Here is a 15,430-nt window from a genome sequence, read left to right on the forward strand (position 1 = left end):
ATAGTCATTATAGATATTATATCTTAGATGAATGAAGAATGACATGGTATGATAAAAACAATTAATTTTGGCTGGCTAATGCGGCAAGCAACAATGAATAGATGGGGTGAACGCAATGACGAAAAAGACAATGTTTGAGAAAATTTGGGACAATCACGTCATTCATCAAGAGGAAGGAAAACCAAGCGTTATCTATATCGACCTGCAGCTTGTGCACGAGGTAACTTCGCCTCAGGCATTTGAAGGTCTTCGCCTCTCCGGCCGTCCAGTCCGCCGCCCGGACTTGACTTTTGCAACGATGGACCACAACGTGCCGACGAAAGACCGTTTTAACATTAAAGACCCGATTTCGAAGCAGCAGATCGACACGCTTACACAAAACTGCAAAGACTTCGGCGTTACTCTATTTGATCTTGACAGCGTAGATCAAGGCGTCGTTCACGTTATGGGACCGGAGCTTGGCCTTACGCATCCTGGCAAAACGATCGTTTGCGGCGACAGCCATACGTCCACTCACGGAGCGTTCGGCGCTTTGGCATTCGGCATCGGCACAAGCGAAGTAGAGCACGTGCTGGCGACTCAATGCTTGCAGCAATCGAAAGCCAAAACGATGGAAGTTCGTTTTATCGGCTCGCGCAAACCGGGCGTAACGGCGAAAGACTTGATTCTTGGCGTCATTGCGAAATACGGCACTGATTTTGCGACAGGCTACGTTATCGAATATACGGGCGATGCGATCACAAGCTTGACGATGGAAGAGCGGATGACAGTTTGCAACATGTCCATCGAAGGCGGCGCTCGCGCCGGTCTAATAGCTCCAGACGCAACAACGTTTAATTATCTTCGCGGTCGCCAGTACGCTCCGGCCGACTTCGATGCCGCAGTAGAGGCATGGTCGCAGCTGACGACGGATGAAGGCGCAGAATACGACACGGTCGTTGATTTCGACGTTGACTCGCTCATCCCGCAAGTAACATGGGGCACAAGCCCAGGCATGGGTACGGACATTACATCCAAAGTGCCGAATCCTGCTGATCTTCCTACGGAAAACGAGCGCAAGGCAGCGGAAAAAGCGCTTGAATATATGGATCTGAAGCCGGGTACGCCAATGAACGAAATCGAAATCGATTATGTGTTCATCGGATCCTGCACAAACGGCCGGATTGAGGACTTGCGCGCTGCAGCTGAAATCGCTAGAGGCTACCAAGTAAGCGAGAAAGTAACGGCAATTGTCGTTCCAGGCTCTGGACGCGTAAAAATTCAGGCGGAAAAAGAAGGCTTGGACAAAATCTTTACAGATGCAGGCTTTGAGTGGCGCGATGCGGGCTGTTCCATGTGTCTTGCGATGAATCCGGACGTACTGGAGCCGGGTCAGCGCTGCGCATCGACTTCGAACCGCAACTTTGAGGGCCGTCAAGGACGCGGTGGAAGAACGCATCTCGTTTCTCCGGCAATGGCGGTAGCCGCAGCGGTGAACGGACGCTTCACGGACGTACGCGAATGGGAAATCAAAACGGAAGTGCTGAACTAGGCAACCTGCCTTGAGGAGAGGGGAATAACCGAATATGGAACCATTTAAACAGCTAACAGGAATCGTAGCTCCGGTTGACCGGGTCAATGTAGATACAGACGCCATTATTCCAAAACAATTTCTTAAGCGCATCGAGCGCAGCGGATTCGGACAATTTCTATTTTTCGAATGGCGCTTTCATGAAAATGGAGACATAAATGCGGATTTTGAGCCAAACAAGCCGCGTTATCAAGGCGCTTCCGTTCTCATTTCGAGAGCAAACTTTGGTTGCGGCTCCTCCCGTGAGCATGCGCCTTGGGCTATTTTGGACTATGGCTACCAAGTTGTCATTGCTCCGTCTTATGCGGATATTTTCTACAATAACTGTTTCAAAAACGGCATTTTGCCGATCAAGCTTAGCGAAGAGCAAGTGGAGGATTTGTTCCAGCGCACAGCTAAGCACGAAGGCTACAAATTGAGCGTAGACCTTGAGAACAAAAAGCTGACCGACGAGTATGGCTTGGATCTAGCTTTTGATCTCGACGAGCATCGCCGTCAGTTTCTGCTATTGGGGTTGGACGATATCGGTCTTACTTTGCAACACGAGGACAAAATCGCCGCCTACGAGCAAAAACACGTCGCAAGATTGGTATAATGCATTCAACGAAGAGGACATCCGACCATTGTGTGGGCTGTCCTCTTTTTTCCTCTATACGCAACTTTTTCTGACAGAATGCGTCTATAGATTTGTCCAGCATGTCGAATGTGCGTATTCGGATGGGGGACAATTCAGTCATCGAGGTGGGAAATGAAAAAATCTGTATCCATTATGCTGTTAATGTCATTGTTGTTCTCCGTGTTCGCTTCGGTAGGACATGCCGCTGGAGTGCCTCCCAAACTATTTCTGAACGGGAAGCAGCTTATTTCGGATGTTGAACCGAAGATCGAAAACGGTTCCACGTTTGTTCCGCTAGCCATATTGTCTGAAGGCCTCGGCTATAAGGTGGAGTGGGAGCCAGTCGCCAAAAAGGTGACCGTCAAAAACGACAGTACTGTTATTGAGCTGATTATTGGCGATTCCAAAGTCAAAGTCAATGACACGGTAATGGAGACAACGACGGCTCCTAAGCTCATTAACCAAAGAACAATGGTGCCCGTAAGGTTCGTAGGGGAACTGCTTGGACTGAAGTTTGAATGGAAAGAAGCCGAGCGAGAAGTACATATGAGTAACGAGACGACCCCGCCCGTAGAGCCAGAGAAACCGGTAGATCCGGTGGCGCCTAAGCCGACAGGATACATTAACGGGATCGCGATGGACGAGCAGTCGATTATTACAATTACGCACACAGGCGTTCAGAAGCCGGGAAAACCAATGTTGTTAAGCAATCCGAAGCGACTCGTTTTCGATTTTGCCTTTACGGCCTTTGTGCCGGAGCTTTCGAGTCAATTTGTAAATGGAGAAACAACGGTTTCAGTCGCGGATAATGCGCTGCTTACCGGTTATCGTTTTGCGCAATTCAAAAACGATCCTCTCATCGCACGATTGGTTATTATGGTTGGCGACGATACGGGATATGTGCTCACAGAAAAGGAAAATGCGTTTAGCATTGCTTTAATGCCATCTGCGCAGGTGCCGCCGGAACCCGAAGTTCCAGTCGATCCGGTCGATCCGACAAAACCTGTTGATCCAACGAATCCAACAAATCCAACTAACCCGACAAATCCAACAAAGCCGGTTGATCCTAAGCCTCCAGTAAACAACGATGTGTTTGATATCGTGATCGATGCGGGACATGGCGCGAAGGACCCGGGAGCTTTCAGCAAAACGGCGAAACGTTCGGAGAAAGAGTTTAATCTTAGCGCTGCGCTAAAGCTGAAAGCCGAACTGGAGAAGGACAAGCGTATCCGGGTACATATGACACGTTCCAACGATACGTTTCTTGAACTTGCGGACCGGGTTAAATTTGCCGAAAATGCAAAAGCGGACTTATTTATTTCCTTACATGCTAACAGCTATGACAAGACGAGCGTAAACGGTTCCGAAACGTATTACTACAAGGAAAACAGTAAGGCGCTTGCCAACTTCCTTCATAAATATGTAGTCGCTGGAACGGGGCTTAACGATCGCGGCGTCAGAAAAGCGGGTTTTAAAGTGATTAAAGAAACGACTATGCCTGCCGTATTGATTGAAGCTGGCTATCTGTCTAGCGCAATCGATTCTCAAGCGCTATTCAAAGACAGCGTCCAAAATAAATTCGCGGCTGAGTTGTCGAAAGGGATTAAAGCGTATTTGAATCTGAAGTAGAAGGCGGGATACCAAGCTTATGCTTAAGACCAAACATAGCTTTCAAATGATGCTAGCTTCGCTCTTGCTCGTGACTGTGCTAGCGGGCTGCGGCGCAGAGACAAAAGGCGGACCGGAATCCGGTTCGTCCGTGCAACCTAGCGCTGCTGTTACAGCTACACCTAGTGACAATGGAAGTACAGGCGGTACTGGGGGGGAGACCCGGCCTGAGACCTCAAATGCCCCGACTGAAGAGCAAAGGGATGCCATTATTTATAGCTCAAGTTCAGAGCTTGAAGGAATGGTGGAGCGCACAGTGACGTTAAAGGGCACAACCGATGAGGACTTCGTCAAGGCGGCTTTTGCCGAATTGCAGAAAGAAGTGGACGGCAGCGGCGTTTCGTTGTGGAAGGGTGTGCACGTATTATCCTCCGAACTGAAAGAAGGCAAGTTTACGGTTGATCTTCATATTCCGGATGAAGCCCGTTTGGGAGCGCCGGGAGAGCTGCAAATGATAGAGACGATGAAAAGTACGATTTTCCAATTTCCATTTGTAGAAGAAATCGAATTGCTTGTCGTAGGCGAAGCGGTAGAAAGCTTGATGGGCCATGTAGAGCTGGATCATCCTATCAAAAGATAATTTTCAACATGTATGCTTCAAATAGAAGGAGACTACTATAATGCCGATAGATTCTAATACGTGGAAAAAGCTTCTTACTGGAGCGTTAGCCATTACGCTGGTGACAGGAAGCGGAACGGCTGTCCTGTCTTCGCCAGTTGCCGTAAGAGCGGAAGCGCTTGTGTCGACTACGCCGTTTACCGACGTTGCTCCGGGCCATTGGGCGGAGAAGCATATCGCTAAGCTCTATTTGCAAAAGGTGATCACAGGCTACGAAGTAAACGGAAAAGTAACCTTTGCACCTGAAAAAAACGTTTCGCAACAAGAAGCTGTATTATTAGCTTTAAAATTCTCTGGATTAGTAAGTCAAGCGGACGACAGTTCGATTATTGTATTTGATAAATCGTTTGTCGTTACCGACTTTTACAAAAAGTATGTGGAACTGGCATTTACAAAAGGATTGCTGGACCGCGAAGAGGAGTATAAGCTGGCCTCCGCAGACAAAGCGAATACTTGGGGAACGAAGCCTGCGAGCCGCGAATGGGTAACGAAGCTGATTGTAAAGGCGATTGGTCAAGGGGCTGTAGCAGAGCAGCTCAAAAATACGCCGTCAAGCTTTAAGGACGCAGCGGAAATTGACGCCATTTACAAAGGTTACGTTAATGCAGCGGTGCAGCTTGGTCTAGTAAAAGGGATGGATCAATATACGTTTGCTCCTAACAAGTCCGTTACCCGCGCTAGCTTAGCGACCTTGTTTAGCAGAGCGCAAGCTGCCTATCCGGTCAATTATGAAGGGCAGACGGCCGGCATCGTTTCTGATCTCGCAGAAAACGCTCTGACTCTTTACAAGGATGATAAAGAAACAACGTATACATTGGATGCCAATACGCTCTACTATCACTACAATACGGAGAAGCCAATCAAAAAGGACCAGCTTCTGGAATATGGGGATGCCACCGTTATTGCTAAGGATGGAAAGGCACTTTATGTCGAGGTAAAGGGCGACGTTCAGCATGTTGAAACGATTACGGGCACTTATGCCAGATATAATGCTGAAGAGAGCATCATTTACGTATGGATTAAAGACAAGCCGGTTGCCATCAACTATAACAAAAATCTCATTATTGAAAACTCGGATGGCAAAGCCATCTCCATCTTGGATTTGAAGCCGAACGCTCAGATTTCTGTCATCCAAGATAAATTCCGCTCCAAGCCGGTAGCGATTAAAATTGTTGCGGCGGCAGCGCCGGTTCAAACACAACTGTCTGGCGAGCTCGTATCGGCCGATCAAAAAGTTGTTACGATTAAAACAAAAGAGAAAGAACTTATCTCGAAATATGTCGCGCCGGGTGCTACTGTTGAAATTAGCGGTTTGATCAATGCTACTTTTGACGATCTGATTAAAACCGGGGATCATATCGATCAAGTGGAAGTTACTTTAAATGACAAGGATCAAGTAACAAAAGTTAAAGTTACTAACCGTGACATTAAAGTGCTGGCAGGAGCGGCGATTACATCATTCGATGAAGCCCGCAAAATTATTTTAGTGGTAGATTCCAATAATGAGCCTGTAGCGCTCAAACTAACGGATAAAACTAAATTTGATTATATGGGCACAGCGATGGATTTAACTTCAGCTATGACGATGGCGAAACAAAACGTTCACGTGGTTTTAAGATATACGGGCAATAGCGTTGTTTCATTAAGGTTTGTTCTTAACTACACGGGAACGATTACGGAAATCGACGTCAAAAACAAATCGATCACCCTCATGACAACCGAAGGCGTACCTGTAAAACTGCCGTATACGAATACGTCGATAGGACTTTTAGACAAACCTTCGGCTACTCACCTTGATTTGAAAACAGGAGACGTCGTTACGCTTGTATTAAATCTTAACAAAATGGAAGCTTTGTCGATCCAAGTTCACCGCACAGACCGATATGAGCTTGTATCTGTCGATGTATTGAACAAAAAAGTAAAAATCAAAACTGCGGTCAACGACACCTATGATATTTTAGTTGCAAACGCCGAAGTCATTTTGGCTAACGGAACCAAAGGCACTTTAGGACAACTTATTGCAGGAAATGCGATTCAAGTATCGTACGTTGGCACAACAGCGGTGAAAGTGCAAGTGATGAGCAACGCCTCGAACGGTTAATATGAGCATCCTGCCTCATCTATCCGAAAAGCAGGAACGTTTTGTGAAAAAACTGCCCTTCCGGGCAGTTTTTTCATGAATAATAAGGATTAAAGGTTGCGAACCGATGCAATTTTCGCTACACTTTGAACGATAGTGATGAAGTGGGGGCTTGCCATGAATGCAAAGCAAAAGATGCGTCATATATTGGATACCATCGCCGATATGTTTCCGGATGCGCATTGCGAACTGATCCATGACAATCCTTTTGAATTAACGATCGCCGTTTTGTTGTCGGCGCAATGTACAGACGAAACTGTAAATAAAGTTACGGCAACGCTTTTTCAAAAGTATAAGACTCCTGAAGATTATTTGGCGGTGCCTTTGGAGGAACTGGAAAACGATATTAGACGAATTGGCCTGTTTAGGAGCAAAGCGTCCAATATTCAAAAGTTGTCCCGCATTTTAATCGACAAATACGATGGAGAAGTGCCGGAGAGTCACGAGGGGCTGACAGAGCTGCCCGGCGTTGGCCGCAAGACGGCAAATGTGGTCATGTCAAACGCTTTTGGCGTACCTGCGATCGCGGTGGATACTCATGTTGACCGGGTATCAAAGCGACTCGGCGTTGCCAAAGCGGAAGATTCCGTTTTAGCTGTAGAACAGAAGCTCATGAAGCTTGTTCCGAAGGATGAATGGACGATCACGCACCATCGGCTTATCTTTTTTGGACGTTATCATTGCAAAGCACAAAATCCGCAATGTCCAATTTGCCCCTTGCTGGATGGCTGCAAGGAAGGCAAGGTACGTATGAAGCCGGCGGTTAAAACCAAAAATAAAGCAATAAAAACCAAAATAGCGAACGAAGGATGATGAATATGAAATGTATTTCCGTGTATACCAATAATTTTGAGCTTTTTTCCGACATTTACGAGCAAGTGTTGCAATCCCCTCCAGCGGAAAATGAGGATATTGTTATTGAAGGCATTACAGTAAGCGGATCGGGAGACGTGCCGGACCAATATATCGAACGTATGCGGATTAAGCCGGAAGTTGTTGTGATGAAAGAAAAAGAGCGTAACATCATGATCTTGCAGCATGGCAATGTATTCGAAATTTGCTTGCCTTCTGACGAAGAGGAAGCCGTTTAGGAGAACATCAGGAGATGACAGTGATGACGGTACAGGGCATAGCGGAAGCTATACAGGCGGCAGCCGCTGCGATGACCGATGCTGGAGATCATACCCGCGGGCGGCAAGCGCGCGAGCTGAACAGTAAGCTGACCGAAGGTCGGCTTACTGTCGCTTTATGCGGACATTTTTCGGCGGGCAAATCGACATTGGTCAATCAATTATGCGGAGCAAAACTGCTTCCTTCAAGTCCTATCCCCACAAGCGCGAATGTCGTTTCGATTCGCGGCGGCGAGAGGGCTTATGCGGCAGTAGTAAAGGTAGCGGAAAACGGCAAGACGATTCAGGCAGAAGTCCCGATTGACGAGTTGGATCAATATTGCGTAGACGGCGAGCGTTACTTATCTGTGTCGATTGTTTATCCGAGCGAAACGCTTGGTTCTGACATCGTACTTCTTGATACGCCGGGCATTGATTCGACCGATGACGCTCATCGGATGTCGACGGAGTCGGCGCTTCATTTGGCGGATGTCGTCTTCTATGTAATGGATTACAATCATGTCCAGTCCGAAATTAATTTTGCGTTTGCAAAAGAATTAAAGGATTGGGGAAAGCCCTTATATTTTATCGTAAATCAGATTGATAAACATCGCGATCGCGAGCTTAGTTTCGACGCCTATCGGAGGAGTGTGGAGGAAGCGTTTCAAGCCTGGCATTTGGAGCCGGCAGGGATCGTTTATTTGTCGCTCCGGCATCCGCAGCATCCTCATCACGAATGGGATAAGCTGGCCGGGTTATTAAAGACGCTTGCTACAATGAGGCAGGAGCTTTGCGTCTATAGCGTCGATGCTTCCCTTCGTCATCTATTGGAATCTCATTTGAAATGGGCCGATGATTTGGAGCAGCCGGAACGCGACCGTTTGCTGGAAGAGGCCGGAGGAGAAGAGACAGCCAAAAAAGTGGCGGAGGAAAGAGCGCGCTTGCAAGCTTCGCTTAGCCGGTTGTCTTCCGAGCGGGACAATTACCGAGGGAAGCTTCGTCTGGAATTGCAATCGATTCTGGACAATGCCAATATTACGCCTGCGGGTTTGCGAGATTTGGCTCATCAGTTTTTGGAAAGCCGAAAGCCGGGTTTTAAAACGGGTTTGTTGTTTTCTGGCGCCAAAACCGCCGCAGAGCAGGAGCGTCGTGCAAACGCGTTTCTTGGCGAGCTGAGCGCCTTAATCGGCGCAGCAATCGAATGGCATGTCAAGCAGTTGCTTCGCAACGCAGGCTCAGCGATTCGATATCCATCCGAAAAAATGGAGGAGAGGCTTGCCGCGCATTTATCGTGGCTTCCCGACTCTAGCTGGATGATCGCGCGCGTAAAGCAAGGCGCTGTCATGGGCAATGAATACACAATGATCTACAGCAAAGAATTGGCTGCAGATATTAAAGGCGTATACAGGCAACACGGGCTCGATGTCATCGACGAGCTTACATCCTTTGCATCCGTTGCCAGCGAAAAGGAATCCGAACAAATATCGCAAGAGCTGGCTTCTTTGACGGAACAGGCAGGCGCTCTTGAACGGCTCACGGCCATGGAGTCTAATGCCGATAAACGGGCGGAGAAGCTGCGCAGCTTTTTGCCGGAGCCGGCAGCTGTACCTTCTTTGCCGGAGCCGGCTTCAAACGATTCAGCAAGCATCGGGACAAGTGCCCACCCTATACGCGAGGCAAGTGCGGTAAGCGATGCAAAAGCTGACGGATCGGCGTCTGCCGAAACAGCTGGGCTGGAAGCAGCGCAGCAGCGGGCGCTTGCGACAAACAACGTTGCCGCGATAGATTCCGGTTTTGGCACGGAGGGCAAACCTGCTTTGTCCGCGCAAAGGCAAGCGGCTGCACGGTTGCTTGAAGCAGCAGAAATGCTGGAGCCGCATCCGACGCTTCGTTCCGCTGCTTCAGCCATGAAAGAAAAAGCAGCGCGGTTGCAAAGCAGCAAATTTACAATCGCTTTGTTTGGCGCCTTTAGTGCGGGCAAATCGTCGCTCGCCAACGCGTTAATAGGAGACTCCGTTCTTCCTGTGTCTCCTAACCCGACTACAGCAGCCATTAACCGCTTGATGCCCTCCAACGAGCATTACGCGCATGGGGAAGCGCGCGTAGTGATGAAATCGAAAGAGGCGGTATTGGCGGATTTGCGTTATTCATTATCGCTGCTGGGCGAACAGGCGACAGAGCAGCATTTGCCGGATGCCAGCGCATTGATGAAGGCGATCGACCGTCTTACGCCGCAATCGATTGGAGCGGGAGGGCGGCCTCATTACAGCTTTTTGCGTGCGGCACGAGCAGGCTGGCAGGAGCATGAGCAGTTGCTTGGCAAGGAGTTAAAATGCGGGCGCGAGGAATATGTCCGTTATGTCGCAGAGGAGTCTCGTTCTTGTTTTGTTAGCGAAATCGACTTCCACTATGATTGTCCGTTAACAAGAGAGGGTATTGTGCTTGTCGATACGCCGGGAGCCGATTCCGTCAATGCGCGGCATACGGGAGTTGCTTTCAACTATATTAAAAATGCCGATGCCGTTTTGTTCGTGACGTATTACAACCATGCCTTTTCCCAAGCGGACCGTCAATTTTTGGATCAGCTTGGCCGGGTGAAGGACCAGTTTGAGCTAGATAAAATGTTTTTTATCGTCAACGCGGCCGATTTGGCTTCGGATGAAGAGGAGCTTCAAGGTGTTCTGCGACATGTAGAGAGCAACCTGCTGCAACATTCCATTCGTTCGCCTCGCTTATTCCCGGTTTCCAGCATTCAAGCGCTGGATGGCAAAATGGACGGAAACGAGAAGCTGCTGGAGCAGTCCCGGATGCTTGAGTTTCAACATTCTTTCCTTTCCTTTATTCAAAATGATCTTGGCCGGCTTGCCGTAGAATCCGCTCATTTGGAGCTGGGGCGCGCAATCGAGCGGGTTGGAGGCTGGCTTCGCGGAGCCGAAGGCGACGCTTCTGTGCGGGAGAAGGAACTAGTTGAACTGGAACAATCGCTTCGGCGTGCAGAGCTTCCGCTTGAAGAGCTGAAGGGCGGATCGTTGCCGGAAGGCATGAAGCAAGAAGCTCAGGAACTTTTATATTACGTCATCCAAAGGCTGCAATACCGATTCGGAGACTTTTACCACTTGGCTTTTAACCCCTCTACGCTTCAGGATGATGGCAGAGAGCTGCGCCGCGTCATTTGGACGGCTTGGCTAGAGCTGCAGCGGTTGATGCAAAGGGAGCTTTCACAAGAGCTACTTGCGACGACACTTCGAATGGAGCGGGCGATTGTCGCTTCTTTAAAGCAACAGTACGAACGGTGCTGTGAAACGGTTGAATCGTATGTGGCGGAGTACTCGGCGTTGCCATTTTCCATCCAGAGCTTGATTGCGCCTGAAGAGGCAAAAGATTGGGAAGCGGAGGGCATCGACGCCAAATGGCTGTGGGGCCGATTTAAATCGCCAAGGCAATTTTTTGAAGGCGATGGCAAAACGCTGCTCCGCAAAGAGCTGGAAGCTCTCCTTGCTCCTGCTTTGCAGCAATGGACGGGGAACGTAGCGGTTATGTGGACCCATCACTACGAACAAGAATGGGAGAAGGCGGCCCTTCAAGCAAAAACAGAGCTGCACCAAGATTTAACCGCCTATGCGGACGGGAAACGGACTTCGCTTACGGATCATACTCAGTTGGATCAGATGAAGCAGCTTCACGATAAGCTAATTCATCTATAATCGGCTTAGGAACGTCCTCCTATGATCGCAAAAATCGCTAAATGCTTATACCAGGCATGTATTGCCTGTTATAAGCATTTTTTATTATTAGTGTGTTTTTGTGCAAAAACGGAGTAATACGCACATTTTGGCAACGATTTAAGACGATTAGAAAGCATAAGCGCTGCTCCGTTTCCATATTGGCAGTTTAAGCGGTTTCACTTAAAAATTCGCAAAATTTTCGAATTTGATCCGCTAAACCGATGCTGATACGATTCTTTCATACTAAAAAAGAGAGAGGGAGCTGGCCGAGTTGGACGTACTGAAGCAGTTGAAAGCATTTTATATGCCGGAGAGAAAGTTTTTGATCCTATCCATCTTATTTTTAATGTGCGCGACTGCGTTAGGACTTGTTTATCCGAATTTGCTTCGATATTTGATTGACGATGTCATTCGTCCGGAACGCTTCGATCTTGTGCCGCAGCTGGCGCTCGTTGTCATTGGCGTCATTACTTTAAAAGCGTTCAATCAATTTCTGCATGGTTTTTTTGGCGGAAGACTGGGCAACAGGGTCGCATTTCGGATGCGAAACGCCCTCTATGACAAGCTTCAAACGTTATCCGCACAATACTATGACAAAGCCAAAACGGGCGATTTAATGTCGAGGTTGACGGCCGATTTGGAGGCGATCCGCAACTTTATCGGATTCGGCTTTGCACAAATTTTAAACATGGCGCTTATGGTCGTATTTGGCGGAGCGATGATGCTTTATTTGAACTGGCAGCTCACTCTCATTACGCTAGCGACGATTCCGGTGCTTGTATTTTTGGCTTTGCGGTTTGAAAAGCTGATCCATCCCGCCTTCCGAGAAATGCGGCAGGCGATGAGCAACCTCACGACAGCGGTTCAGGAAAATATTACGGGCGTCCGCACGGTCAAATCTTTTGCAAGGGAAAGCCATGAAGTGTCCAAATTTTCCGTTAGAAGCGAAGAGTACAAAAACAATCAAGTTGGCGCCGCGCTGCTCTGGGCCAAGTATTTTCCAGCGATGGAGCTTGCAGCCAATATAAGCGCCGTTATTTTGCTCGTAGCCGGAGGAGCGATGGTTATGAACGAATCGCTTCAGCTCGGCGAATTTGTCGCTTTTTTCAGTCTTATTTGGTACATTATCGGCCCGATGTGGGGACTTGGCTTTCATATCAACAACTACACGCAGTTTAAAGCATCCGGTGAAAGAGTGCTAGGGCTGCTGGGCGAGCCCGTCCATGTCAAAAATGAGGAAGCGGCGATAGAGCTTGATGCGGCAACCGTAAAGGGCGATATCCGCTTTCAAAACGTCACGTTCCATTATCCGGACAAATCGGCGGCACTAACGAATATTAACATTCACGCACCGAGCGGCTCCGTCATCGGCTTGCTTGGCAGCACCGGTTCAGGCAAATCAACGATCATTCAACTGCTTATGAGGACGTACAATACGAAGCAAGGCAGTATTACGCTAGACGGCATCGAGATCGGCCAGCTGGATGTAGCTTCGCTGCGCCGTTGCATAGCTCCGGTATTTCAAGAAACCTTTCTGTTTTCCGCCTCTATTCGCGACAACATTTCCTATGGCGTTAAGGATGCTACTGACGAGGGAATTGTGCATGCGGCGAAACTGGCCAAAGCGCATGATTTTATTATGGAGCTGCCGCTTGGCTACGACACAGTGGTGGGAGAGCGCGGCATGGGACTTTCAGGGGGACAAAAGCAGCGGATTGCCATCGCGAGAGCGCTAATTAAAAATCCGCGTATTTTACTATTGGACGATGCGACAAGCGCCGTCGATATGGAAACGGAGCATGAGATTCAAGCCGGGTTTAAACAATTGATGGCCGGCAGAACGACCTTTATTATTGCTCACCGGATTTCTTCGCTGCGCCATGCGGATGAAATTTTTGTACTGGATCAAGGCCGGATCGTCCAAAGCGGCACTCATTCGGAACTTATTTCGCAAGATGGGCCTTACCGGGACACATATCTTATTCAATACGGCGATTATTCGGCATTTGAACCAGTGGATGCAGCCACAGTCATTGCGCCACTGAGGGGAGAAGCCGGAATATGAGTGCCAGCAAAAAGACGTTAAAGGGCCGCAGTCGACATGAACGGTTTGTTTACCAAGACGACGATGCCATCGAGAAACCGTTTAACTGGGAGCAGCTGCGCCGATTGTTTTCCTATATGAAGCCGTACAAAAAGGAAATGACGCCCGTTATTTTGATGATGATCATCGGAACGCTCACAAGATTGGCGGTTCCTTCGCTTATGATCGTCGTGATCGACCGGATCGTGGACCCGGATAAGGGCTCCGGCAGCATGGGCGCGCTTCTTTTGACGGGCGCTTGTATGCTGTTGTTGTATGTCGTGCAGTGGATTGCAAATACATACCGGATTAAATATACGAACATCATCGGGCAAAAAGTGATCTACGATCTTCGGAATCATTTGTTCCGCCATATTCAAAAACTTAGCTTCCGCTTCTATGACAAGAGGCCGGCTGGCTCCGTGCTCGTTCGGGTGACTAACGATGTCAACGCCTTGCAAGACTTGTTTACGAACGGCGTCGTCAATTTGCTTATGGATTGTATTCAGCTTGCTGGCATAGTCGTTATTTTGCTGGCGTTCAACTGGAAACTCGGGTTGGCGGTTATGATTACCGTACCTGTTATGTTTTTGGTTTCGGCCTCGCTGCGCAAAAAAATCCGCTTTGCCTGGCAGGACGTTCGGATGAAGCAATCTCGCATCAACGCGCATTTGAATGAAAGCATTCAAGGGATGAGAGTAACTCAGGCCTATGTGCAGGAAAAGGACAATATGGCCTTTTTTAACCATATGAATACGGACAATATGAAATCGTGGAACAAAGCTTCGGCGCTTAATCAATCGTTTGGTCCCGTCATTGACGTTACGGCTGCAATTGGAACATGCATTCTGTTCTGGTATGGCTCCTTTTTGATTCAAAGCGGCGCTATCACGGTCGGACTGCTCGTCGCCTATGCCAACTATATCGGAAACTTTTGGGACCCCATCAACCGGCTCGGCCAAATGTACTCTCAGCTTCTTATTGCTATGGCATCGTCTGAGCGCATATTTGAATTTATCGACGAAGAGACCACAGTCGCGGAGTCGGAGAGAGCAGGGGAGCTGCCGTCCATTAAAGGCGATGTGTCTTTCCAAAATATCGTATTTGAATATGAAAAGAACCGGCCTGCTTTAAAAGGGATAAGCATAGAGGTCAAAGCCGGACAGTCCATTGCTCTAGTCGGCCATACCGGTTCCGGGAAAAGCACGATCATTAATTTATTGTGCCGGTTTTACGATCCCGTCCAAGGCAGCGTCAAAATTGACGGAGTCGACATACGCGACGTCACCATTGAAAGCTTGCGCTCGCAGGTCGGTATCGTCCTACAGGATACATTTATTTTTGCGGGCTCGATTCGCGATAATATTCGGTACGGACGATTGAACGCAACCGATGACGAGGTCATGAAAGCGGCAAAAGCGGTGTATGCCCACGATTTCATAATGTCGCTGCCGGACGGCTATAACACTCAGGTAGAGGAACGAGGAAATGTCCTTTCGATGGGACAGCGCCAGCTGCTATCCTTTGCCCGGGCATTGCTCGCGGATCCGAAGCTATTGATTTTGGACGAGGCGACGGCAAGCATCGATACAGAAACGGAGCTGAGCATACAGGAAGCTTTAAAAACGCTGCTGGCGGGACGAACTTCATTTATAATTGCGCACCGCCTCTCTACTATCCGTCATGCGGACGACATCATCGTTTTAGATCACGGCAAAATTGTAGAACAAGGAAATCATGAGGCGCTAATTGCGAAAAAAGGCATGTATAACGGCTTGATTGAAGCGCAATACCGTTTTTTATAGTCTAATTCCGAACAATTTAGAGTCGTGATCCGAAAATATATTGATTTTTGCGAAGGGAACCTCCACAATGGAAATAAAAAAGGTTTGTCGATTGC

General features: G+C 48.4%; 10 protein-coding genes. All 10 read left to right on the plus strand.

Going from position 1 to position 15,430, the window contains the following annotated elements; genetic code table 11:
• Window positions 1-115 precede the first annotated feature (115 nt).
• Complete coding sequence (gene leuC / locus ACFQZE_RS03050; protein WP_379353529.1) at window positions 116-1,531, plus strand: 3-isopropylmalate dehydratase large subunit; 1,416 nt, start codon at window positions 116-118, stop codon at window positions 1,529-1,531.
• 34 nt (window positions 1,532-1,565) lie between these two features.
• The gene (gene leuD, locus ACFQZE_RS03055) at window positions 1,566-2,165 is read left to right on the plus strand and encodes a 3-isopropylmalate dehydratase small subunit (protein ID WP_379353531.1); all 600 of its coding nucleotides are present in this window, start codon (window positions 1,566-1,568) and stop codon (window positions 2,163-2,165) included.
• A gap of 153 nt (window positions 2,166-2,318) precedes the next feature.
• Window positions 2,319-3,815 carry an N-acetylmuramoyl-L-alanine amidase gene (locus ACFQZE_RS03060; RefSeq protein WP_379353533.1) on the plus strand — a complete coding sequence of 499 codons (1,497 nt, stop codon included), beginning with the start codon at window positions 2,319-2,321 and terminating at the stop codon, window positions 3,813-3,815.
• Between the two features lie 19 nt (window positions 3,816-3,834).
• The gene (locus ACFQZE_RS03065; RefSeq protein WP_379353536.1) at window positions 3,835-4,434 is read left to right on the plus strand and encodes a GerMN domain-containing protein; all 600 of its coding nucleotides are present in this window, start codon (window positions 3,835-3,837) and stop codon (window positions 4,432-4,434) included.
• Between the two features lie 40 nt (window positions 4,435-4,474).
• Complete coding sequence (locus ACFQZE_RS03070) at window positions 4,475-6,574, plus strand: S-layer homology domain-containing protein (RefSeq protein WP_379353538.1); 2,100 nt, start codon at window positions 4,475-4,477, stop codon at window positions 6,572-6,574.
• Window positions 6,575-6,730: 156 nt separating this feature from the next.
• Window positions 6,731-7,426, plus strand: coding sequence for an endonuclease III (gene nth / locus ACFQZE_RS03075; RefSeq protein WP_379353540.1), 696 nt, complete (start codon window positions 6,731-6,733; stop codon window positions 7,424-7,426).
• A gap of 5 nt (window positions 7,427-7,431) precedes the next feature.
• The gene (locus ACFQZE_RS03080) at window positions 7,432-7,704 is read left to right on the plus strand and encodes an NAD/NADP transhydrogenase alpha subunit (RefSeq protein WP_379353542.1); all 273 of its coding nucleotides are present in this window, start codon (window positions 7,432-7,434) and stop codon (window positions 7,702-7,704) included.
• Window positions 7,705-7,718: 14 nt separating this feature from the next.
• A complete protein-coding gene (locus ACFQZE_RS03085; RefSeq protein WP_379353544.1) occupies window positions 7,719-11,426 on the plus strand; it encodes a dynamin family protein in 3,708 nt (1,235 codons plus the stop codon).
• Window positions 11,427-11,718: 292 nt separating this feature from the next.
• Window positions 11,719-13,512 carry an ABC transporter ATP-binding protein gene (locus ACFQZE_RS03090; protein WP_379353546.1) on the plus strand — a complete coding sequence of 598 codons (1,794 nt, stop codon included), beginning with the start codon at window positions 11,719-11,721 and terminating at the stop codon, window positions 13,510-13,512.
• Window positions 13,509-15,335, plus strand: coding sequence for an ABC transporter ATP-binding protein (locus tag ACFQZE_RS03095; protein ID WP_379353548.1), 1,827 nt, complete (start codon window positions 13,509-13,511; stop codon window positions 15,333-15,335). Before ACFQZE_RS03090 ends, ACFQZE_RS03095 begins: the two co-directional genes overlap by 4 nt.
• The last annotated feature ends 95 nt before the right edge of the window (window positions 15,336-15,430 follow it).

Origin of the sequence: Paenibacillus sp. GCM10027627, from assembly GCF_042675505.1 — a bacterium.
GTDB lineage: Bacteria > Bacillota > Bacilli > Paenibacillales > Paenibacillaceae > Pristimantibacillus.